The sequence below is a fragment of the Pseudomonas sp. WC2 genome (assembly GCF_050586545.1).
In the GTDB taxonomy this organism is placed as follows: Bacteria; Pseudomonadota; Gammaproteobacteria; order Pseudomonadales; family Pseudomonadaceae; genus Aquipseudomonas.
Genome location: NZ_JBOBDR010000007.1, coordinates 270,529 through 288,483 on the forward strand (window position 1 = coordinate 270,529; position 17,955 = coordinate 288,483).

Here is a 17,955-nt window from a genome sequence, read left to right on the forward strand (position 1 = left end):
CATGCGTGCCGGACTGGCGCTGTGTGAAATCTAGTTCCGATCAGCCGGGCTTACCAGTTAGGACGCTAACGAGCGGGCAGAAATGCCCTCCGCGCACAGATTGCTTTCGAATAACGTCAATAACCGGATCAGCTAAGGGTGCGGGTGGCTTGCCACGTCAGAGGGATCGACATCAGCAACAGCGCGACACTGGCCAGCCATACGCTGTGCCCGCCGAATTGGCCGTACAAGTGACCGCTGAGCACCGGAGACAGCAGCGCGCTGGCGCTCCAGCTCATGAAGAACAGGCCAAAGTACTGGCCGCTTTTGCCACGCTGGGCAAACTGCATCGCCAGCACATTCAGCGGCGGCATGAACAGCGCCTCGCCCAAGGTCCAGATCACCGTCGACAGGCAGACGAACGCCAATCCCGAACCGAACGGCAACATGCCCAACCCGCAGGCCAGCAACAAACTGCCCGCCACCATTTGCCGCCGGGAACCCCAGCGTTCGCCCCAGTGCGACAGCGGAATCTGCAGGGCGATCACCAGCAGCGCATTGAGCCCGAACTGCCAGCCGATCGCCTCGGTGCTCAACCTATAGTAATCACGCAGATAGTTGCCCAGCGTGCTGTAGACCGTGTCGAACGCAATGCCGAGCACGGCGGTTGCGGCCAGCAGCCAGAGGAAAGGCTTGTCGCGATACGGCATACCCGAGCCATTCACGCCGGTTGCGGGTGTCTCCTCAACGAACAGCACCGGCCGCCGCCACGTGGTGCGAACAAACCAGAGCAGCGCCAACAAAGTCATCGCTGCACTGCCGAAAAACACCCAACGAAAATCGGTCTGCGCCAACACCCCACCCGCCACCCCGGCGGCAGCCATGCCGAGATTGCGCGCCACCCGGCTCAAGGCCTGTGCACGCGAACGCTGGTCCACCTCGCAATATTCCATGATCAGCCGCTGATGCAGGGTGCGAATCGCCCCATCAATCGTCCCGCTGAGCAGCAGCAATGCCGCCAGCAACGGCACCTGCGTCACCAGCCCCAGCAGAATCAGCACCCACACCGAAATAAAGAACAACGCCGCCGTCAGCCGCGCCGTGCGCACATGATCACTGAGCCAGCCACCGAGCATCGACCCGACCAGCAACCCCGCGCCGTATGCCGCCAGCAACCAGCCCACCGTCTCAATCGCCAGCCCCAGTTCCTGACGCAAATACAACGCCATGAACAGCTTGACCATGCTGCTCAGGCGATTGATGAACAACAACGCCGCGAGCACCCAGGCCATTGCGCTGAAATAGCCGTTCAGTCGTAGCAAGTGAGTCAGACGACTCGTCATCCATTGACCTCTCAAAGCGACATGCATGGGCCTGGAACACTAACGGCCAACACGCGGGTTGTCGCGTTCGAGAACATCGAGATCACAAAAAACGGAGACGGCCTACAGCCATTGCGCACGATAAAACCGTGCCGAAGATCAAAAGCCCCTCACCCTAACCCTCCCGAAACGTCGGACCGCTCGTAGGGAGAGGGGACTGACGGAGGTGATTGCGAGAGGTACGCCGACGTGCGATACCGAGTTGAACGAAAATTTTGAAAAAACCACAGATCGGCGCCCTCTCCCTCGGGAGAGGACTGGGCGGGCGGCGTTCCGATGAGGGGCGAATCCACCACAAATCCAAAGCCGACCACCCCCGCTCTTCACCACTCAACACAATGAGCGCAAGCTCGAGTACCGCTTTTGATCTTGATCCACGGGCGACGTCGGAAGGCTGAGTGGAGGGATTGATCCGGGCGTGGGAGCGCAGCGACCGTTCGACGAAGTCGAACACATCGAGAGGAGGTGCAGCGAAGCAAACCGTAGGCGATGCGCCCGGATCGATCCCGGAACGAAGGAACCCCGAGCCCCAGCGAGCGGGCCGAACGTAGGAGCAAGCGTTTTTTTGCTTACTTTTTTTAGGCGCTTGTAAAAAAAGTGAGTCGCCGTAAGGGCGAAACCCTAAGCCGCCGTTACCGAAGAAACGGATATACACCCAAAACCCAAGAGCATGGTCGGCCCGAAGGCCGCCAAGTCCAGCAGGCAAAAAAAAGCCCCCAAGGCCAAAACCTCGGGGGCTCTCGAACAACAAAGCTCAACGCTTAATGATGCTCACGCGTCGCACGGAATTTCACATCCGGCCAACGCTCTTCCATCAACGCCAGGTTAACCCGCGTCGGCGCAAGATAGGTCAGGTGCCCACCGCCATCCAGCGCCAGGTTCTCCACAGCCTTGTTGGAAAACTCCTCAAGCTTCTTCTTGTCAGCGCACTCAATCCAGCGCGCGGAATACACAGTGATCGGCTCGTAAGAGCATTCAACCTTGTATTCCTCCTTCAAGCGGCTCGCGACCACATCGAACTGCAGCACACCGACGGCGCCGAGGATGATGTCGTTGCTGCGCTCCGGGAAGAACACCTGCGTTGCGCCCTCTTCGGCCAACTGCTGCAGACCTTGACGCAGCTGCTTGGATTTCAGCGGGTCACGCAGACGCACGCGACGGAACAGTTCCGGGGCGAAGTGCGGGATGCCGGTGAAACCGAGGACTTCGCCTTCGCTGAAGGTGTCGCCGATCTGGATGGTGCCGTGGTTGTGCAGACCGATGATGTCGCCCGCAAAGGCTTCTTCCAGCTGCTCACGTTCGGAGGAGAAGAACGTCAGTGCGTCGCCGATACGCAGATCCTTGCCGGTGCGCACGTGGCGCATCTTCATGCCTTTCTCGTACTTGCCGGAGCAGATACGCATGAAGGCGATACGGTCGCGGTGCTTCGGGTCCATGTTCGCCTGGATCTTGAAGATGAAGCCCGAGAACTTCTCTTCGACCGGCTCGACAGTACGCTCGTTGGCCACACGGGCCAGCGGACGTGGCGCCCAATCAACGACGGCGTCCAACACGTGATCGACACCGAAGTTGCCCAATGCCGTACCGAAGAACACCGGGGTCAGTTGACCGTCGAGGAATTCCTGCTGGTTGAATTCGTGGCAGGCGCCTTGAACCAGTTCCAGCTGTTCGATGAAGCGGTCGTACTCGTCGCCCAGGTGCGCACGCGCCTCGTCCGAATCGAGCTTCTCGATGATCTTGGTTTCGGTGCGTTCGTGACCGTGACCGGCGGTGTAGACAATGATGTAGTCGTCGGCCAGGTGGTACACGCCCTTGAAGTCGCGGTAGCAACCGATTGGCCAGGTGATCGGCGCCGCTTTGATCTTCAGAACGGCTTCGATTTCGTCGAGCAGCTCGATCGGGTCGCGGATGTCACGGTCGAGTTTGTTGATGAAGCTGACGATCGGCGTGTCACGCAGACGGCAGACGTCCATCAGCGCAATCGTACGCGGTTCGACACCTTTACCGCCGTCAAGAACCATCAATGCCGAGTCCACCGCGGTCAGGGTGCGATAGGTATCTTCGGAGAAGTCTTCGTGGCCCGGGGTGTCGAGCAGGTTGATCATGTGTTCGCGATACGGGAACTGCATGACCGACGTGGTAATGGAAATGCCCCGTTGTTTCTCCATCTCCATCCAGTCGGATGTCGCATGTCGATCGGATTTACGGGATTTCACCGTACCGGCCACTGCAATCGCCTTGCCCATCAACAGGAGCTTTTCGGTGATCGTGGTTTTACCGGCATCGGGGTGGGAAATAATGGCGAAAGTGCGGCGTTTCGCGACTTCGGCGGCCTGGTTGGTCATGGGAAATCGCCTGGCGGTGATTCAAAAAAGGGCCGCGATTATAGCCCAACTCGATGCAATAACCGAACCGTTGAGCACATTAAGGGTGGCCAAATGCTGCCGCAGATGGGAACCTTTTAAAGCACGGAGACGTCCATCCCCTGTTACGAATTTTCGTCAGGGGCTGAAAAATCAGCAAGTTAGCCTGACGAGGCTGCGCTCATGGCTCGCTTTCAGACCGCTTTGCCGGGACTGAAAAACGGCTACTTTTCGCGAACGACGCTCTCGGCAGCCATGTACGGCTTGCCACACGGGAGTGCGCTCGCCGACTACAAAAAAAGGAGTCCGCCTGTGGCTATCCGCTATGGCAAAGGGCTGATGGGAGGTGCGGTGGTGATCGCGCTCCTGGCCCTGCTGGTCCACTGGATCGGCATCAACACGATCGAACACTACCGCGACGATTTGTTGTTTTACCTGCAAGCTCATCTGATTCTCGTCCTCGCTTCAATGCTGGCCGCCCTTGTCGTGGGCATCCCCGCCGGCATCTTCCTCAGTCGCCCGACCATGGTCGGACGCGCCGAACGCTTCATGCAGATCTTCAATATCGGTAACACCGTGCCACCGTTGGCCGTGCTCGCGATTGCCCTGGGCGTCCTCGGGATCGGCAGTGGCCCGGCGATCTTCGCGCTGTTCCTCGCTTCCTTGTTGCCGATTGTGCGCAACACCTACGAAGGCCTGAAAAACGTCCAGGGCTCGCTGAAAGAAGCGGCCGTCGGCATCGGCATGACCCCGCGCCAAGTGCTGTGGAAAGTCGAATTGCCCAACGCCGTGCCGATCATTGTCGGTGGTGTGCGCGTGGCGTTGGCGATCAACGTCGGCACCGCCCCGCTGGCCTTCCTGATCGGCGCCAACAGCCTTGGCAGTCTGATCTTCCCTGGCATCGCCCTGAACAATCAGCCGCAACTGCTGCTCGGCGCCGCGTGCACCGCGCTGCTGGCCTTGCTGCTCGATGGCGTCGTCACCCTCGCCAGCCGTCTCTGGCTGGAACGTGGTTTGCGCCCGTCTTAAGGCTTTTGCGAAGGAATATTTATGAAACGACTTAGCTTGATCTTAGGTTGCGTGCTGCTGTTCGCGGGCATCGCGCAAGCCGCTGAAAAACCGGTCATCCGCCTCGGCGCCCGCGTGTTCACCGAGCAGACTCTGCTCGCGGAAATCACCGCGCAATACCTGCGCAGCAAAGGTTATGACGCGCAGATCACCGGTGGTCTGGGCAGCAACCTCGCCCGCAGCGCCCACGAGAGCGGGCAACTGGACATGCTCTGGGAATACACCGGCGTGTCGCTGGTGGCCTACAACCATGTCACCGAAAAACTCGACAGCGCGCAGTCCTACGCCCGGGTTAAAGAACTCGACGCGAAAAAAGGCCTGATCTGGCTGACGCCGTCGAAGTTCAGCAACACCTACGCCCTCGCCCTGCCGAAAAAAGTCGCCGAGGACTATCCGCAGATCAACAACATCAGTCAGCTCAATGAAGTGCTGCGCGCTGAAGCCAAGACCAATCATTTGGTGGCTTTGGACACCGAGTTTGCCAATCGCTCTGACGGCCTGATCGGCATGGTCGATCTGTACGGCATGAACCTCAGCCGCAAGAACATCCGCCAAATGGATGCCGGCCTGGTTTACACGGCGCTGCGCAACGGTCAGGTGTTTGCCGGTCTGGTCTACACCACTGACGGTCGCCTCAACGCCTTCGGCCTCAAGCTGCTGGAAGACGACAAGCATTATTTCCCCGACTACACCGCCGCGCCGGTAGTGCGTCAGGCAACGCTGGACGCCAACCCGAAACTGGCCGAGCAACTCAAGCCGCTGGCCGAACTGTTCGATGACGAAACCATGCGCCAGCTGAACGCGCGGGTCGATGTCGATCACGAAAGCCCGTCGAAAGTTGCCGCCGATTTCCTGCGCCAACATCCGCTGAATTAAGAGAGGAGAAGTCATGGAATTCCTGAACGCCTTTTCCCATCTCGACTGGCAGCAGGTGATGCACCTGACCTGGCAGCACATCACCCTCGTCGGCATCGCCGTGACGTTGGCGATTGTCGTTGGCGTGCCGCTGGGCATTCTGATGACACGGTTCCCGACGCTCGCCGGTCCGTTGCAGGCCAGCGCCACGGTGCTGCTGACCGTGCCGTCGATTGCCCTGTTCGGTCTGCTGCTGCCGTTCTATTCGAAGTTCGGCCAAGGCCTCGGCCCGATGCCGGCGATCACCGCCGTGTTCCTTTATTCGCTGTTGCCGATCATGCGCAACACCTACCTCGCCCTCACTGGCGTCGAACCGGGTATCCGTGAAGCCGCACGCGGCATCGGCATGACCTTCGGCCAGCGCCTGCGCATGGTTGAGTTACCGATCGCCGTCCCGGTGATCCTCGCTGGCGTGCGCACCGCCGTGGTGATGAACATCGGCGTGATGACCATCGCCGCGACCATCGGCGCCGGCGGCCTCGGTGTGTTGATCCTCGCTTCCATCAGCCGCAGTGACATGTCGATGCTGATCGTCGGCGCACTGCTGGTCAGTCTCCTGGCCATTTTCGCTGACCTGTTTCTCCAATGGCTGCAACGCTCGTTGACTCCAAAAGGACTCCTCAAATGATCGAACTTCAAAACCTCAGCAAAACTTTCCAAAGCAACGGCAAAGATGTCAAAGCCGTGGACTCGGTAAGCCTGACCGTCAATGAAGGCGAGATCTGTGTGTTCCTCGGGCCATCGGGTTGCGGCAAAAGCACCACGCTGAAAATGATCAACCGCCTGATCAAACCGACCTCGGGCAAGATCCTGATCAACGGCGAAGACACCACCGATCTCGACGAAGTGACCCTGCGTCGTAACATCGGCTACGTGATTCAGCAGATCGGTCTGTTCCCGAACATGACCATCGAAGAGAACATCGTTGTCGTGCCGAAACTGCTCGGCTGGGACAAACAGAAATGCCACGACCGCGCCCGCGAGTTGATGAGCATGATCAAGCTCGAACCCAAGCAGTATCTGCATCGCTATCCGCGTGAATTGTCCGGTGGCCAGCAACAGCGCATCGGCGTGGTCCGCGCACTGGCGGCGGATGCGCCGCTGCTGCTGATGGACGAGCCGTTCGGCGCGGTTGACCCGATCAACCGCGAGATGATCCAGAACGAATTCTTCGAGATGCAACGCGCGCTGAACAAGACCGTGATCATGGTCAGCCACGACATCGACGAAGCGATCAAACTCGGCGACAAGATCGCGATCTTCCGCGCCGGCAAACTGCTGCAGATCGATCATCCGGACACGCTGCTCGCGCACCCGGCGGACGACTTTGTCAGCAACTTCGTTGGCCAGGACAGCACGCTCAAGCGTCTGTTGTTGGTGAAGGCCGAAGATGCGGCGGACAACGCGCCGTCGGTGAGCCCGGAAACGCCGGTCGCCGATGCGCTGGAATTGATGGATGAGCATGACCGTCGCTATGTCGTCGTCACCTGTGCCGACAACAAGGCGCTGGGCTATGTGCGTCGTCGCGATCTGCATCGTCAGACCGGCACTTGCGCACAGTTCCTCCGCGAGTTCAACGCCACCGCGGCGTACGACGAGCATTTGCGCATCCTGCTGTCGCGCATGTACGAGTTCAACCGTTCGTGGTTGCCAGTGATGGACGCCGAGCGGGTGTTCCTCGGTGAGGTGACGCAGGAGTCGATTGCCGAGTATCTGAGCTCCGGCAAATCTCGCGGCGGCAAGACCAGCATCGTCTCGCCAGCTGAGGCCGTGGTCGCGTAAAACACGAAACCTGCGGGAGCGAGCCTGCTCGCGAAAGCGCAATATCAGTCAACGATGATGTTGGCTGGGAAAATGCCTTCGCGAGCAGGCTCGCTCCCACCGGATCCGCGTGATTTTTTCTTCATTCGTCTAGCGGAAAAGAATCTCAACACCTGCGGACCGGACATCACGTACAAGACAACCCGCGAAACAGCCAAAATCCCCTTCATACCCACCTCTCGCCGCCAACGTCGCCGATGTTGCCGCCATCACACTTACCCACGACTTCGCTGACAAAATCCGCGAACGTGCAGGTATTTTTAACACTGAAAAATTCTCGGGGAACATCTGTCCGTCATCTCGGTCGGCTACAAAGAGTCATGAACGCGACGCACGTCAGAAGCGTGCAAAAACGCGACATTTTTAGTTGATCTCAGGCCCCTCACGCCCTAAAGTTCGCGCCGAACGTCCATGCTGGAAACGATCCATCCGGCTCAAGTACTGACGACGAGACAGCAAGGCCAAGGGCAAATCCGCCCATGGCCTTTTTGCTTTCGGCGACATGCCTTGGGAAGTAGGCGAACCAAAGTGGGGATACGGAGGGCGTTCATTTGCACCCATTGTTTAATTCAGTTTGCCAGTAGGAGTTCCCAGCATGTCGATCCAGGTCGAAGACTATTTCGCGCGCGCTACATTCGACAAAATGAAGGCGTTCGCCGACAAACAGGAAACCCCGTTCGTGGTGATCGACACCGCGATGATCAGCCAGGCCTACGATGACCTGCGCGCCGGTTTCGAATTCGCCAAGGTCTACTACGCGGTCAAGGCCAATCCGGCCGTCGAGATCATCGACCTGCTCAAAGAGAAAGGTTCGAGCTTCGACATCGCCTCGATCTACGAGCTGGACAAAGTGATGGATCGCGGCGTCAGCGCCGACCGTATCAGCTACGGCAACACCATCAAGAAATCCAAGGACATCCGCTACTTCTACGAGAAGGGCGTGCGGCTGTTCTCCACCGACTCCGAAGCCGACCTGCGCAACATCGCCAAGGCTGCACCGGGTTCGAAAGTCTATGTGCGCATCCTCACCGAAGGCTCGACCACGGCTGACTGGCCGCTGTCGCGCAAATTCGGCTGCCAGACCGACATGGCCATGGACCTGCTGATCCTCGCCCGCGACCTTGGTCTGGTGCCTTACGGCATCTCCTTCCACGTTGGCTCGCAGCAGCGTGACATCAGCGTCTGGGACGCAGCGATCGCCAAGGTCAAAGTGATCTTCGAGCGCCTGAAAGAAGAAGACGGCATTCACCTCAAGCTGATCAACATGGGCGGTGGCTTCCCGGCCAACTACATCACCCGCACCAACAGCCTGGAAACCTACGCCGAAGAAATCATTCGCTTCCTGAAAGAAGATTTCGGTGATGACCTGCCGGAAATCATTCTCGAGCCGGGCCGTTCGTTGATTGCCAACGCCGGTATTCTGGTCAGCGAAGTGGTATTGGTTGCACGCAAGTCGCGCACCGCTGTCGAGCGTTGGGTTTACACCGACGTGGGCAAGTTCTCCGGCCTGATCGAAACCATGGACGAAGCGATCAAGTTTCCGATCTGGACCGAAAAGAAAGGCGAGATGGAAGAAGTCGTGATCGCCGGCCCGACCTGCGACAGCGCCGACATCATGTACGAGAACTACAAGTACGGTCTGCCGCTGAACCTGGCAATCGGTGATCGCCTGTACTGGCTGTCGACCGGTGCGTACACCACCAGTTACAGCGCGGTCGAGTTCAATGGTTTCCCGCCGCTGAAGTCGTTCTACGTTTAAGCGCCGAACCGGTAATGCAAAAAGCCCATGACGTGTCATGGGCTTTTTTGTGCCTGTGTGTTCGAGAGCCCCTCACCCCAGCCCTCTCCCAAGGGAGAGGGAGCCGACCGAGGTGTCAGGCGCTATGCATCGACCGGAAAGACCGAGTTGATTGTGGATTCAATAGAGCATTTTCAGGTCGGCGTAACTCGCCTATCCAACTCGGTCAGTCCCCTCTCCCTCTGGGAAAGGGTTAGGGTGAGGGCTCTTGGCACCGAAGCGCATACCGCCCAGCCAACGCCTGAATCCTCGGATCCGTAGCACTCGCCAATGCCTGACTCGCTACCCGCAGGAAATTCAGATTGCCGCCGGCCAAGGCTTTCTCAAGCCATATGACTGCGTCATCGATCCGGCCTTCATCGGCCAGCACCGCCGCAAAGCTGAACTGCCCACGAAAATCGCCAGCCTCAGCCGAACGCTGATACCACTCGCGTGCAGCAATTGGGTCCGCCGGGCACACCTGCCCTTCCTCCAGATACCGCCCAAACAAATTCATCGATTTCGCATGGCCCAATTCAGCCGCACGCCGATACAACGCCAGCGCCTGCGGATGATCCACCGCCACCCCGCGTCCGGTCGCCAGCAGATTGGCGAGGTTGTACATCGCCCAATCCAGTCCGGCATCCGCTGCAATCCGATAATGCTGCGCCGCAATCGAAGCGTCCGCCGCGCAACCCCAACCGTGTTCATGACAACGCCCGAGCATGTTGCGCGCCATCAGGTGCCCGCGTCCGGCGGCGATGCCGAACCAGCGCAACGCCAGCGTTTGATCCTGGGCGATGCCTTGGCCGTCCAGAAGAATCTGCCCGAGCAGCGCCTGCGCCTCGACTTCGCCTTCACCCGCCGCGAGCAGAATCGCTTGCGCGGCACGGGCCGGGCTTTCGGTGAGCATGGCGCTGAGTTGTTCGCCGCTGAGGACTTCCTCGCGACGCAGCAGGAAACTCATACGTCGACCCAGCGGCGCAGCAGGTTGTGATAGGTGCCGGTGAGGCGGACCAATGAAGGATGATCAGGCACGTCGTGGGTGAGTTGCTGAATCGCGCCGTCCATCTCGAACAGCAACGCGCGCTGGCTGTCCTCGCGCACCAGGCTTTGCGTCCAGAAGAATGACGCATAGCGCGCGCCGCGAGTGACCGCGTTGACCTTGTGCAGACTGGTGCCCGGATACAACACCATATCGCCGGCGGGCAACTTCACTTGTTGCGTGCCGAAGGTGTCCTGAATTTCCAGCTCGCCGCCGTCGTAATCCTCAGGCTCACTGAAGAACAGCGTCGCCGACAAATCGGTGCGCACGCGCTCGATGCTGCCCTTGGGCTGGCGCACGGCGTTGTCGATATGGAAATCGAAACTGCCACCGGCGGTGTAACAGTTCACCAGCGGCGGGAAGACTTTGTGCGGCAGCGCGGCGGACATGAACAACGGATTTTTCCACAACCGTTCGAGCATCGCCGCGCCGATTTCCTTGGCCAGCGGATGGCCTTCAGGCAATTGCAGATTGTGCTTGGCCTTGGCCGACTGGAAGCCTGCGGTGATCTTGCCATCGGCCCAGTCAGCCTGCTCCAGAGCCTGGCGAATGCGCTGCACTTCTTCTTTAGCGAACAGTGCGGGGATGTGCAGCAGCATGGCGATGTCACCTGATGGCAAAGAGGCGGCAATGGTATTGATTCTTATTGGCCGTGTAAAACCCGGGGGACGAATGAACTGGCAAAAACCGTAAGGTTAAATTGTAAAGAATGTAAATTCAGTGCAGTTAGCAATGTTTCGCAATTGATACGAATACCTGTTTACCCTATATTCCGCCGCCTCAAATCCTTGGGGAGGGGAATAAAAATGGCACGTCAATACGCACAACTACCGGTCAGTTCACCACGTTTGCTCGCTTCTGCAATCGGTGTCGCGATCACCGCCGGCTCCGCTGGCCAGATGGTCTTCGCTGCGGAAAAAACCGAGAGCAAATCGTCCGGCAATGCCATCGCCCTGGATGCCACCGCCATCACCGGCGAAGCGCAGGACCCGACGTCCTACCAGGTCGAAAAAGCCTCCTCGCCCAAGTACACCGCGCCACTGGTCGACACGCCGCGCTCGGTCACCGTTATCCCGCAACAGGTTTTGAAAGACACCGGCGCCCTGAACATGCAGGACGCGCTGCGCACCGTGCCGGGCATCACCTTCGGTGCCGGTGAAGGCGGCAACCCCCAGGGCGACCGTCCGTTCATCCGTGGTTTCGACGCGCAAGGCGACACCTACCTCGACGGCGTCCGTGACACCGGTTCGCAGAGCCGCGAAATCTTCGCCGTGGAAAACATTGAAGTCAGCAAGGGCCCGAACTCCGCCATCGGTGGTCGTGGCGCAGCGGGCGGCAGCATCAACCTGGTGAGCAAGAAAGCCCACCTGGGCAACTCGTTCGACGGTGGCTTCACCTGGGGCTCTGACCAGACCCAGCGTTACACCCTCGACGGCAACTACCAGTTCAGCGACACCGCCGCTGGCCGTCTGAACCTGATGAGCCACGAGAGCAACGTCGCCGGTCGCGACAAGGTCGATTACGACCGTTGGGGTATCGCCCCGTCCCTGGCGTTTGGCCTGGGCACCGACACCCGCGTCAACCTCGACTACTACCATCTCGAAAGCAATGACACGCCGGACTCGGGCATCCCGTACTCCATCCCGACTGCCGGCTCCGCTGCACGCACCAAGTCCAATCCGGACAAGCCAGACGCTGGCGGCGACCACAACAACTTCTACGGTCTGGATCGCGACTTCCGCAAGGGCCGCACCGACACCGCGACCTTCGCCATCGAGCACGACCTGAGCGACTCGCTGACCATCAAGAACACCCTGCGTCACGGCACCAGCATGCAGGATTACATCCTGACTCAGCCGGACGACAGCAAGGGCAACGTCAACAACGGCAGCGTCTGGCGTCGTGCCAATACTCGGGTGAGCAACACCGAGACCACCACCAACCAGACGGACCTGTTCGGTAACTTCTACGTTGCTGGCTTCAAGAACAGCTTCTCCACCGGCGTCGAATACACCCGTGAGGAAAGCCAGAAGTCCTCGTACAACGTCAACACCGACACCACGCCGCGCACCAGCGCAGCGACCACTAACTGCAACCCGGGCCTGATCGGCGCAGCCAGTGGCTACAACTGCACCTCGCTGTCGAACCCGAACCCGAACGATCCGTGGAACGGCGCGATCTCGCGCAACTACGCCGGCACCGACACCCAGTCCGATACTTACGCACTGTATGCGTTCGACACCCTCGAGTTGTCCGAGCAATGGCTGGTGAACATGGGCCTGCGTTACGACCATTTCGAAACCGGCTACAAGACTTACACCAACGCGGGCACTACCACTGCAAAAGGTGATGACACCAGCGAGTTCGTCACCGGCCAGTTCGGTGTCGTCTACAAGCCTGCAGAGAACGGCAGCATTTACGCGTCCTACGCGACCTCGGCCACACCGCCAGGCAACACGTTGGGCGAAGGCCAGGAAGGCAACCCATTGGGCGGCACGGCAGATCGCAGCGGCAACCTGCTGAGCAGCGACATGGAGCCGGAAACCACCAAGAACTACGAAATCGGCACCAAGTGGGATCTGCTCAACGATCGTCTCTCGCTGACCGCTGACATCTTCCGTACCGAGAAAGAAAACGCCCGGGTGCAAGTCGACACCTCGTCGTACGAAAACGCCGGCAAGACTCGCGTGCAAGGTGTCGAACTGTCGGCCAGCGGCAAGATCACTGACAAATGGCAAGTGTTCGCCGGCTACGCCTACATGGACAGCGAGCAAGTCGACGGTGGTCCACTGGGCCGCGCCAACGATGGCAATGAATTGCCTAACACACCGAAGAACAGCGCCAGCCTGTGGACCACTTACCAGGTCACGCCGAAGCTGACCATCGGTGGCGGTGCGTTCTACGTGGATGACGTGTTCGGCAGCGTGGCCAACACCACTATGGTTGACTCGTATGTTCGCTACGACGCAATGGCGGCGTACAAGCTGACCAAGAACGTCGACCTGCAACTCAACGTGCAGAACCTGACCAACGAAAACTACTACGACAAAGCCTTCTCGACCCACTTCGCCAACCAGGCGGCGGGCCGTACGGCGCTGTTGAGCACCAATTTCCACTTCTAAACACTGCTGTAAATGTGGGAGCGAGCCTGCTCGCGCAGGCAATCTTTCAGCACCATCATTGCTGACTGACCCACCGCTTTCGCGAGCAGGCTCGCTCCCACAGGGAGTAAGTAGGAAGTCAGGCCCCGTTCATTCAACTGAACGGGGCTTTTGTGCGTAATAAAGAACGCTTCTCGATAACCCACGGCATAATGCGCGCCGTGAAGACAATTACCGAATGGACGGCGAGTGACGTGTTGAAGAAAACCCTGTTCCAGTTGCACTGGTTTTTTGGCATCACCGCAGGCCTGGTGCTGGCCCTGATGGGCATCACCGGCGCGACCTATTCGTTCCAGGACGAAATCCTGCGAGCGCTGAACCCTTCCGTCCTGCAGGTGGAAAAACAAGTCGCCGGCGTCTTGCCGCCGGTTGAACTGGTCGAGCGCATCGAAGCCACGTCAGGCAAGAAAGTCTCGATGCTCTGGGTCGAGACCGACAGCGGCAATGCGGCGCGAGTGTATTTCACACCGCCAAAGGGCGAACGTCGCGGCGAGATGCGTTACTTCGATCCCTACACCGGTGAATTCATGGGCGATGCCGTCGGCCAGGACTTCTTCGGGCTGATGCTGCAACTGCACCGCTTTCTCGCCATGGGCGATACCGGACGCAACATCACGGGCGCCTGCACACTGATTCTGTTGTTTTTCTGTCTGTCTGGTTTGTATCTGCGCTGGCCGCGTCAGTGGCAAAGCTGGCGCGTGTGGCTGACCCTCGACTGGAAGAAAAAGGGCCGCGCCTTCAATTGGGATCTGCATTCGGTGGCGGGCACCTGGTGCCTGTTGGTCTACCTGCTGCTGGCGTTGACCGGGCTGTCGTGGTCGTACGAGTGGTACAACAAAGGCCTGACCAAACTGCTTTCCGACGCGCCGCAAAACGAGCGCGTGCGCGGTGGTCGCGGCCCGGCACCGGAAGGCCCGGCGCCGACTGCCGACTATGCGGCGATGTGGAGCAGCATCTACAGCGCTGCGGGTCCCGGCTTGTCTGCCTACAACATTCGTATGCCGCCCGTGGCCGGCCAACCGGCGACCGTGTTTTATCTGCTGGAAACTTCGCCACACGATCGCGCGCTGAATCAGATCACCCTCGACCCGGCCACCGGCATCGTCAAACGCGTCGACCGCTACGCCGACAAGAGCTTCAAGGCGCAACTGCTGACCAGCATTTATGCGCTGCACGTCGGCAGCTATTTCGGTCTGGTCGGGCGGATCATCATCACCGTTGCGGCGGTGTGCATGCCGCTGTTTTTCATCACTGGATGGCTGCTGTACCTCGATCGTCGCCGCAAGAAAAAGCAGATCAAGGATGCACGCAAAGGCCTCGATCAAACGGCTGGTGATGCTCCGGCGTGGCTGATCGGTTTCGCCAGCCAGAGCGGTTTCGCCGAGCAATTGGCCTGGCAAACCGCCGGGCAACTGCAGGCCGCCGGGTTGCCGGTGAAGGTGCAGCCGCTGGCCAATGTCAGCGAACAGGATCTGCAGGAATCGAACAACGCGCTGTTCGTGGTCAGCACCTTCGGCGACGGCGAGGCACCGGACAGCGCCCGTGGTTTCGAGCGCAAAGTGCTGGGCCAGGCTGCAACGCTCGACCGTCTGAATTACTCGGTGCTCGGTCTGGGTGATCGGCAGTATCAGCACTTCTGTGGCTTCGCCAAACGCCTGCATCAGTGGTTGGGCGAACATGGCGGCAAGACCCTGTTTGCCCCGGTGGAAGTTGACAGTGGCGATCCGTACGCGCTGCGTCACTGGCAAACCCAACTCGGCCTGCTCACTGGCCAAGCGCCGGTCGATACCTGGGAGGCGCCGAGCTACGAAAACTGGACGCTGACACGCCGCGAACTGATGAACCCGGACAGCAGCGGTTCGCCGGTTTATCTGTTGGGCTTGAGCGCACCGAACACCAGCAGTTGGCTGGCGGGTGACTTGGTCGAAGTGCTGCCGCGTAATTGCCCGTGGGCCATCGAGCACTTCCTCGACGGACTCGGCATTCGTGGCGAGACAACGGTGAAAATCAACGGCCTCAATGAGCCGCTGGAAGTCGCGCTGGCCTCGCGCCAGTTGCCTGAGCATCGCGCGCATCTGGTCGGTTTGCATGCTCAGTCGCTGGTCGACGCGATGGTGCCACTGGCCATGCGCGAATACTCGATCGCCTCGATTGCCGCCAACGGTGTGCTGGAGCTGATCGTGCGTCAGGAGCAGCATGCCGATGGCAGCCTCGGCATCGGTTCCGGCTGGTTGACCGAACATGCGCCGGTCGGTGGCAGCATCAGTTTGCGAGTGCGGCGCAACAGTGGTTTCCACCTGCCGAACGAGCCGGTGCCGATGATTCTTTTGGGCAACGGTACCGGCCTCGCAGGACTGCGCAGCTTGCTCAAGGCGCGCATCGCTGACGGCCAGCAGCGCCAGTGGTTGCTGTTTGGTGAGCGCAATCGTGAACACGATTTCCTCTGCCGCACAGAACTGGAAGAGTGGTTGGTCAACGGTGATCTGGCTCGGCTGGATCTGGCGTTTTCGCGGGATCAGGCGGAGAAGATTTATGTGCAGGATCGCCTGCGCGAATCGGCGGACGAGTTGAAGAAATGGCTGGCGGACGGTGCGGTGATTTATATCTGCGGCAGCTTGCAGGGAATGGCGTCAGGCGTTGATCAAGTGCTTAACGACATTCTCGGTGCCTCCGAAGTCGAACGCCTGATCGAACAGGGCCGCTACCGCCGCGACGTTTACTGACCCCGCACATCCCCACTGTGGGAGCGAGCCTGCTCGCTCCCACAGTGGATGCGCTGATCAAACCGGCTGCAATTTTTTCTCGAAAACCGCCACCCCATTCAAATTCCGTAACACCACGCTCATCTCCCCGCTCTGCCCTTCAATATTCACTTCGCCAAAAAACTGAAACCCGGCAAACGGCGACGCGTTCTGCACCGGCGGCGCCTTCTCGAACACCACCTCCGGGCCAAAGGTTTTATCCAGTGGATTAGGCCCGAAACTCCCGGCATTCAACGGCCCGGCGACAAATTCCCAGAACGGCTCAAAATCCTGAAACGCCGCGCGATCCGGGTGATAGTGATGCGCCGCGCAGTAGTGCACATCTGCCGTCAGAAAGACGAAATTGCGTACTTGCTGCGCGCGCAGGTAGCCGAGCAATTCGGCGACTTCCAGTTCGCGCCCCTGCGCCGGTCCGGGGTCGCCATTGGCCACGGCCTCCCAACGCGCCACACCCGGACTGACCTCGCCATCCGGCACGCCAAGACCGATCGGCATGTCGGCTGCGATGACCTTCCACTGCGCTTTCGAATGCTTCAAGCCGCGCTTGAGCCAGTCCAGTTGCTCCCGCCCCAGAAACGGTTTTGCCGCGCCGAGGTTGTCGTCATTGGCGCCGCGATAACTGCGCATGTCGAGCACGAACACATCGAGCATCGGCCCGTAATTGATCTTGCGATAAATCCGCCCGCCACCGTCGGCAGCCTGCAAACGCATCGGCGAATATTCCAGCCACGCCTTGCGCGCACGTCCGACCAGGGTGTGGATATCTTTTTCCTGATAACGCTCGTCGAGCTGTTTGCCCGGCGACCAGTTGTTGACCACTTCATGGTCATCCCACTGCCAGATCTGCGGCACTTCAGCGTTGAAGCGGCGGATGTTTTCGTCCATCAGGTTGTAGCGATAGTTGCCGCGATAATCGTCGAGGGTCTGCGCGACTTTGCTCTTGGCTTCGGTGGTGAGGTTGCGCCAGATGCGCCCGCCTTCGGTGGTGAGCTGCGCGGGCACCGGGCCGTCAGCGTAGATGGTGTCGCCGCTGTGGATAAAGAAGTCCGGCAGGCGCAGGCGCATGGCTTCGTAAATGCGCATGCCGCCGATGTCCGGGTTGATGCCGAAGCCCTGGCCGACGGTGTCGCCGCTCCAGACGAAACGAATATTGCGCCGCGCCATCGGTGCGCTGCGCAGATGACCCAGCCACGGTTCGCTAGCGACGCCGGTGCGGGCGTCCTTGAAATACACGCGATAGAAAATTGCCTGATCGGCGGGCAGCCCGGTGAGTTCAACGCGAGCGGTGAAATCGCTACCGGCATCGGCGAGCGCCGAGACCAGTCGGCGCGGGTTGCGAAACTGGCTGCGAGTGTCCCACTCGACCACCATCCGCGCCGGGCGATCGCTGCGGCTCCAGATCATCGCGCGGTCGCCTTGCAGGTCGCCGGACTGCACGCCATCGGTAAGTTGCGGCCGATCCTTGACCGAAGCAATCACCGCCGGCGCCAGCCCCGGCATCAGCAGCCCGGCGCCGATCCCTTGCACGACACGCCGACGACCGGGGTTGAATTCGCTCATGCTGTTCTCCCTGAAAAAAGGAAAACTTAAGCACGCCTGTATGAACTCGCCATGACACCACTAACCATTGTGGGAGCGAGCCTGCTCGCGAAAGCGGAGTGTCATTCAACATATATGTCGAC

General features: G+C 59.8%; 12 protein-coding genes. 7 read left to right on the forward strand and 5 right to left on the reverse strand.

The features are described 5' to 3' along the window. Positions 1 to 128: 128 nt before the first annotated feature. Together ACQ4OE_RS11385 and ACQ4OE_RS11390 are read right to left on the reverse strand one after the other, a co-directional pair. Positions 129 to 1,322, reverse strand: coding sequence for an MFS transporter (locus ACQ4OE_RS11385; RefSeq protein ID WP_430946691.1), 1,194 nt, complete (start codon positions 1,320 to 1,322; stop codon positions 129 to 131). Between the two features lie 800 nt (positions 1,323 to 2,122). Beyond that, complete coding sequence (locus ACQ4OE_RS11390; protein WP_158959594.1) at positions 2,123 to 3,706, reverse strand: peptide chain release factor 3; 1,584 nt, start codon at positions 3,704 to 3,706, stop codon at positions 2,123 to 2,125. Positions 3,707 to 4,063: 357 nt separating this feature from the next. Between ACQ4OE_RS11390 and ACQ4OE_RS11395 the strand changes: the two genes are divergently transcribed. From ACQ4OE_RS11395 to ACQ4OE_RS11415, 5 genes are all read left to right on the forward strand, one after another. Further along, complete coding sequence (locus ACQ4OE_RS11395) at positions 4,064 to 4,753, forward strand: ABC transporter permease (protein WP_169844036.1); 690 nt, start codon at positions 4,064 to 4,066, stop codon at positions 4,751 to 4,753. Between the two features lie 21 nt (positions 4,754 to 4,774). Continuing rightward, entirely contained in the window at positions 4,775 to 5,668 is an 894-nt protein-coding gene (locus ACQ4OE_RS11400) for a glycine betaine ABC transporter substrate-binding protein (RefSeq protein WP_122595182.1), read from the forward strand. Between the two features lie 13 nt (positions 5,669 to 5,681). Beyond that, positions 5,682 to 6,335, forward strand: a complete 654-nt coding sequence (locus tag ACQ4OE_RS11405) for an ABC transporter permease (protein ID WP_007915307.1) — start codon at positions 5,682 to 5,684, stop codon at positions 6,333 to 6,335. Next, a complete protein-coding gene (locus ACQ4OE_RS11410) occupies positions 6,332 to 7,489 on the forward strand; it encodes a betaine/proline/choline family ABC transporter ATP-binding protein (protein ID WP_430946692.1) in 1,158 nt (385 codons plus the stop codon). Before ACQ4OE_RS11405 ends, ACQ4OE_RS11410 begins: the two co-directional genes overlap by 4 nt. Before the next feature lie 634 nt (positions 7,490 to 8,123). Continuing rightward, positions 8,124 to 9,287: a type III PLP-dependent enzyme gene (locus ACQ4OE_RS11415; RefSeq protein ID WP_016986476.1), complete on the forward strand. Its 1,164-nt coding sequence runs from the start codon at positions 8,124 to 8,126 to the stop codon at positions 9,285 to 9,287. 232 nt (positions 9,288 to 9,519) lie between these two features. Here ACQ4OE_RS11415 and ACQ4OE_RS11420 read toward each other — a convergent pair whose 3' ends face one another. Then, positions 9,520 to 10,272, reverse strand: coding sequence for a tetratricopeptide repeat protein (locus ACQ4OE_RS11420; RefSeq protein ID WP_430946693.1), 753 nt, complete (start codon positions 10,270 to 10,272; stop codon positions 9,520 to 9,522). Next, positions 10,269 to 10,949: a Fe2+-dependent dioxygenase gene (locus ACQ4OE_RS11425; protein ID WP_430946694.1), complete on the reverse strand. Its 681-nt coding sequence runs from the start codon at positions 10,947 to 10,949 to the stop codon at positions 10,269 to 10,271. The genes ACQ4OE_RS11420 and ACQ4OE_RS11425 overlap by 4 nt, the downstream gene beginning before the upstream one ends. 207 nt (positions 10,950 to 11,156) lie before the next feature. On the opposite strand from ACQ4OE_RS11425, the gene ACQ4OE_RS11430 reads away from it, so the two are divergent. Both ACQ4OE_RS11430 and ACQ4OE_RS11435 read left to right on the forward strand, forming a co-directional pair. Further along, positions 11,157 to 13,472, forward strand: coding sequence for a TonB-dependent receptor (locus tag ACQ4OE_RS11430; RefSeq protein WP_430946695.1), 2,316 nt, complete (start codon positions 11,157 to 11,159; stop codon positions 13,470 to 13,472). A 233-nt stretch (positions 13,473 to 13,705) separates the two neighbouring features. Continuing rightward, a complete protein-coding gene (locus ACQ4OE_RS11435; protein ID WP_430946699.1) occupies positions 13,706 to 16,234 on the forward strand; it encodes a PepSY domain-containing protein in 2,529 nt (842 codons plus the stop codon). A 57-nt stretch (positions 16,235 to 16,291) separates the two neighbouring features. Here the strand turns inward: ACQ4OE_RS11435 and ACQ4OE_RS11440 are convergent, their stop codons facing one another. After that, positions 16,292 to 17,833, reverse strand: coding sequence for an alkaline phosphatase D family protein (locus tag ACQ4OE_RS11440; RefSeq protein ID WP_430946696.1), 1,542 nt, complete (start codon positions 17,831 to 17,833; stop codon positions 16,292 to 16,294). Positions 17,834 to 17,955 lie beyond the last annotated feature (122 nt).

Coding starts and splice junctions, on each gene's coding strand:
- ACQ4OE_RS11385 (WP_430946691.1), bottom strand. CDS start 1,322: ATGACGAGTCGTCTGACTCACTTGCTACGACTGAACGGCTATTTCAGC.
- ACQ4OE_RS11390 (WP_158959594.1), bottom strand. CDS start 3,706: ATGACCAACCAGGCCGCCGAAGTCGCGAAACGCCGCACTTTCGCCATT.
- ACQ4OE_RS11395 (WP_169844036.1), top strand. CDS start 4,064: ATGGGAGGTGCGGTGGTGATCGCGCTCCTGGCCCTGCTGGTCCACTGG.
- ACQ4OE_RS11400 (WP_122595182.1), top strand. CDS start 4,775: ATGAAACGACTTAGCTTGATCTTAGGTTGCGTGCTGCTGTTCGCGGGC.
- ACQ4OE_RS11405 (WP_007915307.1), top strand. CDS start 5,682: ATGGAATTCCTGAACGCCTTTTCCCATCTCGACTGGCAGCAGGTGATG.
- ACQ4OE_RS11410 (WP_430946692.1), top strand. CDS start 6,332: ATGATCGAACTTCAAAACCTCAGCAAAACTTTCCAAAGCAACGGCAAA.
- ACQ4OE_RS11415 (WP_016986476.1), top strand. CDS start 8,124: ATGTCGATCCAGGTCGAAGACTATTTCGCGCGCGCTACATTCGACAAA.
- ACQ4OE_RS11420 (WP_430946693.1), bottom strand. CDS start 10,272: ATGAGTTTCCTGCTGCGTCGCGAGGAAGTCCTCAGCGGCGAACAACTC.
- ACQ4OE_RS11425 (WP_430946694.1), bottom strand. CDS start 10,949: ATGCTGCTGCACATCCCCGCACTGTTCGCTAAAGAAGAAGTGCAGCGC.
- ACQ4OE_RS11430 (WP_430946695.1), top strand. CDS start 11,157: ATGGCACGTCAATACGCACAACTACCGGTCAGTTCACCACGTTTGCTC.
- ACQ4OE_RS11440 (WP_430946696.1), bottom strand. CDS start 17,833: ATGAGCGAATTCAACCCCGGTCGTCGGCGTGTCGTGCAAGGGATCGGC.